This window comes from Pseudomonas sp. NPDC089758 (assembly GCF_044748705.1).
GTDB classification, from domain to species: domain Bacteria; phylum Pseudomonadota; class Gammaproteobacteria; order Pseudomonadales; family Pseudomonadaceae; genus Aquipseudomonas; species Aquipseudomonas putida_X.
Map to the genome: position 1 here is coordinate 1 of NZ_JBIVGN010000032.1, position 12,250 is coordinate 12,250.

General features: G+C 58.1%; 12 protein-coding genes, 1 tRNA gene and 1 pseudogene. 4 read left to right on the forward strand and 10 right to left on the reverse strand.

The features are described from left to right. Positions 1 to 156: 156 nt before the first annotated feature. Both ACIPZH_RS25550 and ACIPZH_RS25555 read right to left on the reverse strand, forming a co-directional pair. A complete protein-coding gene (locus ACIPZH_RS25550) occupies positions 157 to 1,371 on the reverse strand; it encodes a hypothetical protein (protein WP_400638313.1) in 1,215 nt (404 codons plus the stop codon). 1,165 nt (positions 1,372 to 2,536) lie between these two features. Beyond that, positions 2,537 to 2,857: pseudogene (locus ACIPZH_RS25555) on the reverse strand (tyrosine-type recombinase/integrase); the annotation flags it as partial. Positions 2,858 to 3,030: 173 nt separating this feature from the next. Here ACIPZH_RS25555 and ACIPZH_RS25560 point away from each other — a divergent pair. Next, the gene (locus tag ACIPZH_RS25560) at positions 3,031 to 3,381 is read left to right on the forward strand and encodes a type II toxin-antitoxin system RelE/ParE family toxin (protein WP_400638322.1); all 351 of its coding nucleotides are present in this window, start codon (positions 3,031 to 3,033) and stop codon (positions 3,379 to 3,381) included. Here ACIPZH_RS25560 and ACIPZH_RS25565 read toward each other — a convergent pair. The 3 genes from ACIPZH_RS25565 to ACIPZH_RS25575 all read right to left on the reverse strand — a co-directional run bounded on the left by ACIPZH_RS25565 (position 3,378) and on the right by ACIPZH_RS25575 (position 4,419). Beyond that, a complete protein-coding gene (locus ACIPZH_RS25565; protein ID WP_011953230.1) occupies positions 3,378 to 3,701 on the reverse strand; it encodes a helix-turn-helix domain-containing protein in 324 nt (107 codons plus the stop codon). The two genes, ACIPZH_RS25560 and ACIPZH_RS25565, sit on opposite strands and share 4 nt — an antisense overlap. Before the next feature lie 289 nt (positions 3,702 to 3,990). Next, positions 3,991 to 4,066, reverse strand: a tRNA-Thr gene (locus tag ACIPZH_RS25570). Positions 4,067 to 4,164: 98 nt separating this feature from the next. Continuing rightward, positions 4,165 to 4,419: a hypothetical protein gene (locus tag ACIPZH_RS25575; protein ID WP_400638324.1), complete on the reverse strand. Its 255-nt coding sequence runs from the start codon at positions 4,417 to 4,419 to the stop codon at positions 4,165 to 4,167. A gap of 546 nt (positions 4,420 to 4,965) precedes the next feature. Here ACIPZH_RS25575 and ACIPZH_RS25580 point away from each other — a divergent pair. Continuing rightward, a complete protein-coding gene (locus tag ACIPZH_RS25580) occupies positions 4,966 to 5,241 on the forward strand; it encodes a hypothetical protein (protein ID WP_400638315.1) in 276 nt (91 codons plus the stop codon). After that, positions 5,238 to 5,510 (forward strand): DUF3077 domain-containing protein, encoded by a 273-nt coding sequence (locus ACIPZH_RS25585; RefSeq protein WP_400638317.1) that lies wholly within the window; start codon positions 5,238 to 5,240, stop codon positions 5,508 to 5,510. The genes ACIPZH_RS25580 and ACIPZH_RS25585 overlap by 4 nt, the downstream gene beginning before the upstream one ends. Before the next feature lie 282 nt (positions 5,511 to 5,792). On the opposite strand, the gene ACIPZH_RS25590 is transcribed toward ACIPZH_RS25585, so the two are convergent. The 5 genes from ACIPZH_RS25590 to ACIPZH_RS25610 all read right to left on the reverse strand — a co-directional run bounded on the left by ACIPZH_RS25590 (position 5,793) and on the right by ACIPZH_RS25610 (position 10,057). Then, positions 5,793 to 6,998, reverse strand: a complete 1,206-nt coding sequence (locus tag ACIPZH_RS25590) for a methyltransferase (RefSeq protein ID WP_400638318.1) — start codon at positions 6,996 to 6,998, stop codon at positions 5,793 to 5,795. 84 nt (positions 6,999 to 7,082) lie between these two features. Further along, on the reverse strand, positions 7,083 to 7,772 hold the full coding sequence (locus tag ACIPZH_RS25595; RefSeq protein ID WP_400638319.1) for an ABC transporter permease: 690 nt from the start codon (positions 7,770 to 7,772) through the stop codon (positions 7,083 to 7,085). Next, positions 7,769 to 8,464 carry an ABC transporter permease gene (locus ACIPZH_RS25600; protein ID WP_267819403.1) on the reverse strand — a complete coding sequence of 232 codons (696 nt, stop codon included), beginning with the start codon at positions 8,462 to 8,464 and terminating at the stop codon, positions 7,769 to 7,771. The genes ACIPZH_RS25595 and ACIPZH_RS25600 overlap by 4 nt, the downstream gene beginning before the upstream one ends. A 55-nt stretch (positions 8,465 to 8,519) precedes the next feature. Next, positions 8,520 to 9,272: an ABC transporter substrate-binding protein gene (locus tag ACIPZH_RS25605; protein WP_115273105.1), complete on the reverse strand. Its 753-nt coding sequence runs from the start codon at positions 9,270 to 9,272 to the stop codon at positions 8,520 to 8,522. 11 nt (positions 9,273 to 9,283) lie between these two features. Then, positions 9,284 to 10,057, reverse strand: a complete 774-nt coding sequence (locus tag ACIPZH_RS25610) for an ABC transporter ATP-binding protein (RefSeq protein WP_012316684.1) — start codon at positions 10,055 to 10,057, stop codon at positions 9,284 to 9,286. 639 nt (positions 10,058 to 10,696) lie between these two features. On the opposite strand from ACIPZH_RS25610, the gene gabP reads away from it, so the two are divergent. Continuing rightward, the gene (gene gabP / locus ACIPZH_RS25615; protein ID WP_400638320.1) at positions 10,697 to 12,082 is read left to right on the forward strand and encodes a GABA permease; all 1,386 of its coding nucleotides are present in this window, start codon (positions 10,697 to 10,699) and stop codon (positions 12,080 to 12,082) included. The last annotated feature ends 168 nt before the right edge of the window (positions 12,083 to 12,250 follow it).

Sequence of the window (12,250 nt, forward strand, 5' to 3'; positions counted from 1 at the left end):
GGCGCATCATGGCGGGCTGGCTCCAGAAAGAAATCGGGAGCACAGCATCGGGAATCAGGTGGACGGTTGGAATGTGGGGATGATGGATCCCTTACAACGCTGCGATGCCAGAATTGTTGTACCCGCTCCAGGTTAGGATGCTTCTTTCGCTCATATTCAAAGTTTTTCCCAGTCCTGATGCCAACCAATTCGACCAATGTCTGACAACTCATACAGTTCGCCATTGGAGTGTTCGGTGCTGAGTTCGTCTCCGCCGAGCTTGTATTTTTCCTGGCGCATCATATTAACAATTGTCTGCCCCTTGATTTTTACTTCATCAGGGCCACAGCCACGGTATGCCATGCGATGATTGTTTTTCCATCTTAAGTGAACTTCCCCATGCATGGCCTGTATTTCATCATGTACAACCTCTCCATTCTGTTCCCACTGTTCTAGACTGCGCGCGAGCCTTAATTTGTGGGTTGAATACTCCGTTATGATCTCAGATTCGTGATCATATATGTCTTCAATCGCGATTAGTTGTTGAATGAAGGGCTGGCTGAGGAGGTCTCCGGGGAGTACAGGCTCAAATCTAAGGCTGGAAAGTTTATTGTTTCGTGCGTCTTGGAATATTTTCCAGTACTTGGCGGTGAAGTCGTCGAAAAGCACAGAAAATGCTTTGCCATTTGATATGGCTATGTAATTGCTGTCTCGGATATTTGAGTTAAGCCGGTCGTAAACTTCATCAACTTTTTCGGGTGGAATAAATTTTTCAGCAATCGTGGTTTTGATTTTCTGAATTATGTCTGTCTCGGCAAGCTCAAAATATATTTTCTTAAAGAACTCTTTTTTGACGGATGCAGAAAGTTCGCTGACGGTGCTTATATAGCCCTTTATTGAATCGTCTGATGTTGATGACTTGAGTTCTTCGAGCCTATGTAGGATTTTTTCAAAGTTTTCTGACGTATGGTCTTCGATATAGCCGACTAATAGACTTCCAATTTTGTTTGAGCTACTTGCACTTTTATTGGTTACAAGATGGAATTCAGTTCTGGAAATGAAATTCAGCTGGGCGGCTTCGTTTGCTCGCCCATCATTCGGATCTGAGATAACCTTTGACCAGTTATGAAAGGTTTTCCAAAGGTCAGCATCTAGTTCGGTGAGTGCGACAGGTCTTCCGTCAGCTTGTTTCTGGATTGTATGTTTTAGTTGGAATAGCAGTTGTAGGTCATCATCAACATCTGTATGGACATCGTCTTTAATCTCTAGCCCGACAGACTGTCCTTTTTTCAGGTTTAATACTTTGTAGAGGAAATAATAGTATTGATAGTCGAACCCGGCGCTAGCACCCGGAGCGGCCGTTTTCTCCATAAATGTTTTTGGTGTTGCCATTTATATATCTCAGCATGATCAATCGTCGTTCGGTCATAACTGACAATTACTGAGAATGTCATCCATGACTTGTTGATTGGTGCATGAGGCCATGATTGCTTGCTTAGTGCAACCATTTTGATATCACTTCGCGCGATGTAAGCGTCACCTAAATGCTGTATATAAAACCAGTAATGTTGAGAATTAAGAATCTGCGGATGTATCAAACACGTCAGAATCAAGCTACGTCGCCATCTCCGTAGCTCGTTCTACACACTTAACAACCGCTACCATCCCACGTCATCCCGCCAAGAATGTTGAGTGTTATCAGGGATCAAGGCCCCTGCGACCTGTGGGGAATGTCCACTACGCGGGACTAGCGGCTCCTTACGTCCGGGAGCAAGGGCATCTCATGATCTGGCCTCCTGAGCACCGTTGCCGGTGGGCGGGTGGAGGCAGTGCTGGCTGACGAGACCAGCGCCTGAAGATCCTGAACCGGGTGAACGCAGCAATGCGATGACCGGGGCATGCCTGACTGTCAGTCAGGTGCAGTCCATTCCCTGGTCTACGGCACCATCATCTACATCGCTGTTGCTGGTGACATCGGCGTTTGTCACGCCGATTGTCACGAGGGGAATTGCCGCAAAGCCATGTGCGACGTGGGCTGCAGCAGTGGTAGAAGCGCCCGTCTCTTTGCAGGAGAAAGAGACGGGCGCAGGTTGGCGCATACGAAATGGCCAAGCGGATAGGTTGCTGCTGGACAGAAGGGTAGGTGGCTGCCGCAGGGGCAACGATGTTTAGTTGGCATCCATCACATGGGTAGTGACCGTACGAGCTACCGGACGCGAATCGTACTTGGGGGTTGAACCACCGCGGTTGCGGCGTAACCTTTCAGGTTCAGGCCACATTCGGCTGCCTCGGCAGCACTTGCATCTACCGGTCTACGCTTGTGGACAATGTACGTCAAGCAAAGCGATTTCAGGAGGTTAGCGCCTGTGGATAAAACTATCCCCCGGTGGACATTTGTGGTTTTCCACAGACGATAACTGTGCCAGTTGCTTTTGATAAGGTTAGGTCCATTGAAACGGGGCGGCTTTGCCGCCCCGTTTCAATGGACCCGCGCGGAGGAGCTTCATGCGGAGCTGTGGGTAACTTCACAGCTGGTTTGATGCGGTGGTGCGGCGGGCTACTCGGTCCTCTTGGCACTGGGAAGGCGCGTGACGTTCTCCCCCGCCTGATTGGCAAACTCGTGCGGCGTCACATGGTCCTCGCGGTTCGCCTCCAGATACCGACTCCACCAGGTCATGATCATCCGGCGCTCTTCGAGGAGCTCGGCCTTGTGGGTATAGGCGGCGCGCACGTTGTTGCGTTCCTTGTGGCTCATCTGTCGCTCGATAGCCGTCTCCGACCACAGCCCGGACTCGACCAGCGCGCTGCACGCCATGGCTCGGAACCCGTGGCCGCAGATATCCACCTTGGTGTCGTAGCCCATCGTCCTGAGTGCGGCAAACCCCGACCCCAAATGAGGTCGAACTGATTTCAGCGGGCGAGAGAAACACGATATTTCAGGGTCAAACCGCGAAACATTTCTAATTCCGCCAGCTGCAAGCCACTGCGCTAGATTCCCTTCTCCTGGCATCCATGCCGTCCCCAATCCAGCATCTCGCCGTGGGTACACCGTTGAAAAAGGTTGCGTTTGTGAGTGCAGCTGCTGAGCGTGAATACAAAGACCTTCCCAAAGACGTTCAGGACGATTTTGGTAAAGACCTGCGACGCATCCAGTATGGCCAGGACCCAGAGCGGCCGATCAAGTCGTTGTCCGAGTCGGTAGGGGCGGGTGCGATTGAGCTCATCATCAACGGCAGCCCTGCATTCCGATGCGTGTATGTGGCCAAATTTGCAGACATGGTCGTCGTGTTGCATTCGTTCGTAAAAACGACCAACAGGTCCGACCGGCACGCGATGCAGGTCGCCGAACAGCGGATGAAGGAGTTGAAGCAAGAACTGAGAAAAATGGGATACAGGGTTTAGCTGCCAGGCGTTTGGGTGATCACGATCTGGGGCGGTGAACCTGCATCGTTTGAGGGCAGGGTCAGGGTTGTGCGAAAGCCGAGCTTGTCCAGCATGTCCATCATGGCGTCCAAGGTGAATTTCTCGATCTTGCCATTTGCAAGCTCGGATATGCGGGATTGGGTTACGTTCAGCTTGGCTGCGGCATCATGCTGTTTGAGGCCCATTTTTTTGATGCAGTCAGTGATGAAAATGGACAAGTCCATTTTCAAGGCCATTTTGCTGGCGGTATCTGCGTCGTGGGTGGCGTGGAAAGGACTTTCGTGGAATTGAAGCGCCATTGGCTTGCCTCGGCAGAAATATCTAAAATTTGCGATAAATCGTAGTGGGGATTGGTTGGCTAGTCAAAGCGTTTGTGTTGGAGGGTGTGTCTGTTTGTGAGCTGGGCTGGTGATCAGAGAATTGCTTCTGCTTGGGGTGGTTGGGGCTGCTGCGCAGCCCATCGCAGGCAAGCCAGCTCCTACACCGATCGTGGTGGCTTCAGGGCATCTGTAAGGCAGGGGATTGGGCGCTGCAGGGGGGGAAACAAAAAAGGCCCACCTTTCGGTGAGCCTTTTTTGATACTGCGTATGGTGCCGGCACCAGGAATCGAACCCGGGACCTACTGATTACAAGTCAGTTGCTCTACCATCTGAGCTATACCGGCAATGGGGCGTCATTATAACGATCGGTTGGCGCCTGTAAACCACTTCCTTGCGATTGTTTGAAAATGACCTAAGTCACCGGCCTAAAAGGAGAAATTTCCTACCAGCCGCGGTGGATGGTGTTGACGTTTGGTTCGGTCTTGGAGGGGTTGAAGAACAGCTTATCGTTGTCGCAGCCACGCTTGCGGCAGGGGCTTTCTACGCGCAGGGGCAGACCGTTGTCGCCGCCCAGTTGCATGCCGGGGGTGTTCCAGTCCAGGTTGCTGGTGTGCTGTGGCGTGGTACCGCCGCTATTGGCGCAGGCAGTCAGGGCCAGGGAGAAGGTCAGCAGGGCAAGGGATTTGGCGTGAGGCACGATGTCGAGGTCCGTTAGTCCATGTCGATTCTGGCGCAACGCCAGACGGTCGCGGGGCTGGCGGGGCAGCGCGCGACGTAGCTTTTTAGTGATTTGGGGGCGGATCATACACCGTTGGGCCGGGCTCGCGGTGGATCTGCGTCGCATTGTGATCACTGTGCAGGCCTTTCCGTGGTTAAACCCCGCTCTCAAAAATACGGTGGTGCTCTTTCGCTGGGAGCGCAGCTGTAAGGTATTTCTGAATCTAAAACCAAATGCTTCAGTAACGGAGCACTTGGGAATTATCCTACGAGCGCTGCCGAACCTTCACTGTTGGCGGGGAAGTGCCCCAGGGATACCGTTCCCAGGTCGCCAATTCCTGGTGACCGGGCGTGAGAAACCCGTTTGAATGTTCCGGCTGCTTTTATGGTGACCGTGCACGGGCAGACCTCGGTCTGGCCGAGCTTCCTACATTCACTCGGTTTCTCACCCCGTGTTCGGTCGCCACCTCTTTTCTGTGAGAAGAATTGCGGTGGGTTCTCCTTAATGAATGTAGGGAACTCAAAAGTGAAGAAAATCGTTCCAGACCCACCTCGCCCTCTCATCACCACCCCGTACTTCACCATCCACAGCGACATTTCCCCAACCGACGCCATCGCCCACGCCGGCGAACTCCTGCGTGCCGTAGTCGAAACCTTGGACGACCACTGCCGTGACCACGCAGGCGAGCCCGGCCTGAACCTGCTGGCAAACGCCAACCACGCGGCCTACTCAGCCTATGTACTGATCCAGCATGCCAAGCGGAGCTGGGACGCTACGCAGAAAGGGGAGTCGTTCACATGAGCCTTGAAACAAAGCCCCTCACCACAGCCGGTGTCGAAACGTTTCTCGAAGTCGGCAACCCGCCCGTGAAGCTCTTGCGCGTACAACCCGGCATCCCTGTAGACCACGCCTATGAACAGGTTTCGATATTGCTGGGCTACATCAAACACCTGGTGCGCGAAGGCGATGTGGAAGATGACCACAAGCTGTTGGGCGCCGCCGATTACCTCAGCGTGTTGGCCAAGGCGTTGATGAACGATATCGAGATGGCCAAGAACAAACTGCACTGACTTGGAACGCACCCGTGGGCCCGGCAAGCCGGCGCCCACAATCAGGCAGTAGCCGCACCAATCCAGCGCTATTTGCCTAATCGAATATATGTTTATGCACAAGAGGCATCAGCCCCATGCGAGAAAGGCGTGCCGATCCCATGCACCGCTGGTCTTTGCGCAAAGGCCTGTTTTTACTGGGGTTGCAGCTGCAGCGGGAATAAGCCGAACGGTTGAAATAACGCTTGGATCCAACCATTCATCACAAGCTTGTTCACAGACTTATCCACAGGTTGTGCCGCGCTAATGATCGCGCTCGGCAAGCAGCAGCAGGTTGCGTGGGGTGAGTGGATAATCGCAGAACGTACCCAGGCGTACGGCGTAGCCTTGCGCTTCGAGAAACAGGGCACGGTCGAGCACCAGCCACATTTCCAGTGGCCTTCTGAACAGGTTGCGTACCCGTTCCAGGTTGCGCACCTGGGCAAGGCGTTTCCAGCCCTCGGCTTCCAGGGCATCCCAGTCGGGGTTGATGGTCAGTTCCAGCTCGCGCAGGTCGGCCAGATCGCGGCAGTACTGCTCGAAGGGTTTGGCCAGCCAGGCCACCGGCAATGACGGTGTGGGCAGGTACTCATCACGTTGGCGCTGGCGGCGCTGCAGCAGGTCGAAGCCCAGGCGCCTGGCCATCGAGCAGTCGCGCTGGTGGCGAACCCGGGCGCCGGCGGTGACGGTTTCGCTCAGAGGCAGGCCAAGGTCCAGCAGCGACAGTTGCAGCGACGAGTGCTGCGCAGCTGTGGATAACGGCTGGTAGTGCTCGCCCTGGATGCGGTTGTAGCAGCAGGGCGCCACGGCAAGATGGCGGCAGCCTTGCTCACTGGCCACACGCAGCAAGTGCACATGCAGGTCGCCGCAGGCATGCAGGGCGACCACGCTTTTGTCGCTGCTCAGGTGGCGGCGGCTGTCCGCTGCCATCACATCCTGGTGCACATGGGTTGCCGGTAGCTGGTGGTGGTCACTCAGCGCTTGGCCGGCGGTGACCAGTTGGGCGTCGTACTCCAGGCAGGTCAGCTGCTGGCCGGGCTGCAGCAGGCGGCGGCCGAGGTAGCCTTTGCCTGAGCACCAGTCCAGCCAGTGGTGGGTCTGCGTGTGGAAGCTCAGGCGGCGGCTGAAGGCCTCGATCTGCTGCCACTTACGGCCTGGAACATTGACGTCCAGGCGGTGTGCGGCGGGCGGCAGGCCGATGTCGGGCAGCTCGCCCAGAGCGCTCAGCCGTTGGGCTTGTTGGGCAAGGTGTGGAAACGGTGCGGGCACGCCTTGCGGGTCGAGGTCGGCTTCGGCATCGCTCAGGCTGCATTGGCGCAGGTGGGCGGACAGTGCGGGGTGTTCGGCTTCCCAGGGCAGGCGCAGGGTGGTGAACGGCCTGGGTTTCCACAGCGGCTGGTGCTCGGTCAGGAACTGGTCGAGGGCCAGGAAGCGGTCGCGTAGTTGGTGGCTGTGGAGAAAAGGGGGCATGGCGCTAGGCATTGGTTGAGGTGAAGGGCCCACCGCCGACAAGCCGGCTTGACGGCGGTGGGTAGCAGAGCAGCCCGTTGGTCGTTAACGCCCTTGGCAGGCATCCACCCGCAACCAGCGTTCCAGCAGCTTGAAACCTTGCACCAGCAGGAACGAGATCACCAGGTAGAACACCCCGGCAGCGAAGAAGATCTCCACCGGCAGGTAGGTACGGGCAATGATGGTCCGTGCCATGCCGGTCAGTTCCAGCAGGGTCACCGTACTGGCCAGGGCGCTGGCCTTGAGCATCAGGATCACTTCGTTGCTGTAGGCCGGCAGGCCGATGCGCGCAGCGCGGGGCAGCATGATGTAGAACAGCGTCTTGCCACGGGACATGCCCAGCGCCCGCGCCGCTTCAATTTCACCCTTGGGGATCGACTGCAGCGCGCCGCGCAGGATCTCGGCGATATAGGCCGCAGTGTGCAGGGTCATGGTCAGCACCGTGCACCAGAACGGATCGCGCAGGTAGGGCCAGAGGCTGCTCGAGCGCACCGCGTCGAACTGCGCGAGGCCGTAATAGACCAGGAACAGCTGCACCAGCAGCGGTGTACCGCGGAAGAAGAAGATGTAGCTGAAGGGCAGGGCGCGCACATACCAGTGCCGCGACGAGCGGGCGATACCCAGCGGTATCGCCAGGATCAGCCCGGCAACGACCGCGATGGCTACCAGCTCCATGGTCAGGGTGGCACCCTGGGCCAGGCGCGGCAGCCACTTGATGATCACTTCCCAGTTCATTGTTCGGCCCTCGCAAAGCCGCGAGCGGCGCGTTTTTCCATGAAGTGCATGCCGGTCATGGCGACCACGGTCAGGCCCAGGTAGATGCAGGCCGCAACCATGTAGAAGGTGAACGGCTCCTTGGTCACGGTCACGCCGATCTGCGCGTGGCGCATGATTTCTTCAAGGCCGATCACCGATACCAGGGCGGTGTCCTTCATCAGGATCATGAACAGGTTGCCAAGGCCCGGCAGGGCGATGCGCCACATTTGCGGGAGGATGATCCGCGAAAGGATGCGCCTTTTGGAAAGGCCCAGCGCCAGGCCAGCTTCACGGTGGCCCTTGGGGATCGCCAGGATGGCGCCACGGAATACCTCAGTGGCGTAGGCGCCGAAGCACAGGCCCAGGGCGATCACGCCGGCGGCAAAGGCACTGAGTTCCAGGCCGGGCATGTTGAGGGCTTCGCCGAGGCTGTTCATCAGGCCGACGGTGCCAAAATAAATGAGCAGGACCCAGAGCAGTTCGGGCACGCCGCGAACCAAGGTCGAGTAGAAGCCGCCAAGCCATTGCAGGGGCTTGAGCGGGGAGGTCTTGGCCAGGGCGCCGAGCAGGCCCAGGACCAGCCCCAGCAGCAGGGCGCAAAGCGCCAGTTTTACGGTCATCAAGGTGCCAGCCGCCAGGGCCGGACCGAATCCGTGCAGGTCGATATTCATGGGCAGGGTCGTTCTAGGGACCGGCGCGCCGCAAGGGCGCGCTGGTCGGGGCGAATCATTCGATGCTGAATGGGAAGTACTTGTCGTTGATCTTCTTGTACGTTCCGTCAGCCTTGATTTCTGCCAGGGCCTTGTTCAGCTTCTCGCGCAGCGGGTCGCCCTTGCGTACGGCGATGCCGATCTTGTCGCTGTCGACCACAGGCTCGCCTTTGAACTCGAAGTTCATGCCGTCCTTGCTCTTGAGCCACTCGTACTGCACGTACTTGTCGGCCAGGATGCCGTCCACTCGGCCAGAGATCAGGTCGAGGTAGGCGTTTTCCTGGGTGTCGTACAGCTTGATGTCGATATCGCTGCCGTAGGTGTCTTCCAGCCAGGTGCCGGCCAGCGTGGCGCGCTGGGTGCCGATGATCTTGCCTTTGAGGTAGGACGCGTCGGTCTTGAAGTCGACGTTCTTCGGCGCGATGAACTGCAGCTTGTTGGAGTAGTACGGGTCGGTGAAGTCGACGGCCTGCTTGCGCTCGTCGGTGATCGACAGCGACGACACCAGGAAGTCGAACTTCTTGGCGTTGAGGGCCGGGATGATGCCGTCCCAGTCGGAGGTGACGACCGAGCACTCGACTTTCATCTTGGCGCACAGGGCGTCGCCGATGTCTTTGTCGAAGCCGACCACGTTACCGCTGGCGTCCTTGTTGTTGAACGGCGGGTAGGCCGCTTCGATACCCATGCGCAGTTTTTCTGCAGCCATGGCGTTGGCCGAAAACACCAGCGTGGCGGCAGCTGCCAGGAGGAATTTCTTGTAAGTCTGCATGTGTTGCTCCGTTAGCGGTGGCTGGACATGAATTGCTTGCAACGCGCCGAGGTCGGGTTTTCGAAGACCTGCTGCGGCGATCCTTGCTCTTCAACCAGGCCCTGGTGCAGGAAAACCACTTCACTGGACACCTGGCGGGCAAAGTTCATCTCGTGCGTCACCAGCAGCATGGTACGGCCTTCTTCGGCCAATGCGCGGATAACGTTAAGCACTTCCTGGACCATTTCCGGATCGAGCGCCGAGGTGGGCTCATCGAACAGGATGACTTTAGGCCGCATGGCCAGGGTGCGGGCGATAGCAGCACGCTGCTGCTGGCCACCGGAAAGCTGGGCGGGGTAGCTGTGGCGTTTGTCGTAGATGCCGACCTTGTTCAGCAGTGCTTCGGCCGCTTCGGTGGCTTCGGCCTTGCTCTGGCCGAGTACGCGGCGTGGCGCCTCGATGATGTTGTCGAGGATCGACATGTGCGGCCACAGGTTGAAATTCTGGAAGACGAAGCCGATTTCGCTGCGCAGGCGGTTGATCTGGCGGTTGTCGGCAGCGATCAGGTCGCCGTTCTTGGCGGCCTTGAGCTTGAGAGCCTCACCGGCAACCAGGATTTCGCCCTGGTGCGGGTTTTCCAGCAGGTTGATGCAGCGCAGCAGGGTGGACTTGCCGGAGCCGGACGATCCCAGAATGGAGATCACGTCACCGTCACGCGCGGTCAGCGAAATGCCCTTGAGAATTTCCTGGTCGCCGTAGCGTTTGTGCAGGTTGCGGATTTCCAGCGCGGGCGTGGCCTGGGCCATGTGCGGTCCTCATGTGTTCGGGTGCGTTCCCAGCTGTTGGCGGCCTTCCTGGCGTGCGCCAAGCTAGCATAGCGGCATCAGGGCGGCCAACAGGGTCGCAAGGGGCTTTGGGCAATGCTGGGGCAGTTTGTCGCATCGCTGCAGCGCAACGTCGCGCAGATGTCCGCGAGGGTCTCGCCCAGCGCCGTAGCCTTGATGAAAAAAGGCGCGATGGTGCCAGCTTTGGGCGGCACTGGGAAGCGCTTTTGGGCCGTTTGCGGCTAAAGGTGCTGTCGCTGGCGAGCATTCGGGGGCTACCCAACGAGAGGCCAACCGCAGCGAAGGGTTGTACCGCAGGGTTGCACTTTTTTGCATTGCAACGGTGCAAAGGTGTTACCGAGGAGCACCTTTGGTGCGATTGTATGTGGGTATTTCTGTAATCTTACCCTTCCTGCCGCTTTTGATGGCCTTTCGGTCAGGACTTGGCCGAATGGCCTGCAGGCCGCTCGTTTTGCGGCCTGCCAGCTTCATATGACGAATGTGCCGGGCAGGTGGCCCGCTTATTGCCCTATGCAAACCGCCGATTGCAGTGACGCCTAAATCAACCCCGGGCGCGCTTAACCCACAGTCGGGCGGTCCACTCCTTACAAAGGTAGTTTTATGAGCGGTAACAATTCCAATGACCTCGCTCAGGGGCTCAAACAACGGCATGTGACCATGCTGTCCATTGCTGGCGTTATCGGCGCCGGCCTGTTCGTCGGCTCCGGCCACGCCATCGCTGCTGCAGGCCCTGCCGTGCTGCTGGCCTATGCCGCTGCGGGCACCCTGGTGGTGCTGGTGATGCGCATGCTGGGTGAAATGGCGATCGCCTCGCCGGATACCGGTTCCTTCTCCACTTATGCCGACCGCGCGATTGGCCGCTGGGCCGGTTTCACCATCGGCTGGCTGTACTGGTGGTTCTGGGTGCTGGTGATCCCGCTGGAGGCCAACGCCGCCGCCGCCATCCTGCATGCCTGGTTCCCCGCCGTTGATCTCTGGGCCTTCTCCCTTTTGATCACCTTGGCGCTGACCCTGACCAACCTGTGCAGTGTGAAGAACTACGGTGAGTTCGAATTCTGGTTCGCCCTGCTCAAGGTGCTGGCGATCATTGGCTTCATCGTTGTTGGCTGTATCGCCATGTTCGGCCTGATGCCGAGCAGCCAGGTCAGCGGTGCCAGCCACCTGTTCGACACTCAGGGCTTCATGCCCAATGGCCTGGGCGCTGTGCTGGCGGCCATGCTGACCACCATGTTCTCGTTCATGGGTACCGAGATCGTCACCATCGCTGCTGCCGAATCCAAAGACCCGGGCAAGCAGATCAGCCGTGCCACTAACTCGGTGATCTGGCGTATCTGCCTGTTCTACCTGGTGTCGATCTTCCTGGTGGTGGCCCTGGTGCCGTGGAACGATCCGGCGCTGGCCGAGGCCGGTTCCTACCAGACTGTGCTGAGCCGCATCGGCGTGCCGAATGCCAAGCTGATCGTCGACATCGTGGTGCTGATCGCTGTAACCAGCTGCTTGAACTCGGCGCTGTACACCTCCTCACGCATGCTGTTCTCGTTGAGCAAGCGCGGTGATGCTCCGGCCATCGCCCAGCGCACCACCAAGGCGGCGACCCCGCATGTGGCCGTGTTGCTGTCCACCGCGGCGGCGTTCCTGTGTGTGTTCGCCAACTACGTGGCGCCTGCCCAGGTGTTCGAGTTCCTGCTGGCGAGCTCCGGCGCCATCGCGCTGCTGGTTTACCTGGTGATTGCCGTTTCGCAGCTGCGCATGCGTAGCCAGCGTGAAGCGCGTGGTGAAAAGATCGTCTTCAAGATGTGGCTGTTCCCAGGGCTGACCTGGGCGAGCATTGCCTTCATCGTTGCCGTGCTGGTGGTGATGGCGCTGCGTGAGGATCACCGAGCGGAGATCATCGCGACTGCACTGCTGAGTATTGGTGTGGTGGCGGCTGGCTTGCTGGTGCAACGCAAGCGGCAGGTTGCCGGGCGGGTGGCGCTGGATAACTGATCCGCGCTGGCTGAAATGCAAAGGCCGCGCCCTGTGAAGGGTGCGGCCTTTTTTGTGTGCCTGGGCTGGCCCTATCGCCGGCAAGCCGGCTTGTATGGTTAGACTTGAAGGGGTGGTGGGACTAAATGCCGGATTCTGACTGTTGACGCAGTACAGACTGTGGGAGAC

Bases quoted from the DNA above. Each gene is read 5' to 3' on its own strand.
- ACIPZH_RS25600 (WP_267819403.1), bottom strand. From the start codon at position 8,464: ATGAATATCGACCTGCACGGATTCGGTCCGGCCCTGGCGGCTGGCACC.
- ACIPZH_RS25605 (WP_115273105.1), bottom strand. From the start codon at position 9,272: ATGCAGACTTACAAGAAATTCCTCCTGGCAGCTGCCGCCACGCTGGTG.
- ACIPZH_RS25610 (WP_012316684.1), bottom strand. From the start codon at position 10,057: ATGGCCCAGGCCACGCCCGCGCTGGAAATCCGCAACCTGCACAAACGC.
- ACIPZH_RS25585 (WP_400638317.1), top strand. From the start codon at position 5,238: ATGAGCCTTGAAACAAAGCCCCTCACCACAGCCGGTGTCGAAACGTTT.
- ACIPZH_RS25565 (WP_011953230.1), bottom strand. From the start codon at position 3,701: ATGGCGCTTCAATTCCACGAAAGTCCTTTCCACGCCACCCACGACGCA.
- ACIPZH_RS25595 (WP_400638319.1), bottom strand. From the start codon at position 7,772: ATGAACTGGGAAGTGATCATCAAGTGGCTGCCGCGCCTGGCCCAGGGT.
- ACIPZH_RS25550 (WP_400638313.1), bottom strand. From the start codon at position 1,371: ATGGCAACACCAAAAACATTTATGGAGAAAACGGCCGCTCCGGGTGCT.
- gabP (WP_400638320.1), top strand. From the start codon at position 10,697: ATGAGCGGTAACAATTCCAATGACCTCGCTCAGGGGCTCAAACAACGG.
- ACIPZH_RS25590 (WP_400638318.1), bottom strand. From the start codon at position 6,998: ATGCCCCCTTTTCTCCACAGCCACCAACTACGCGACCGCTTCCTGGCC.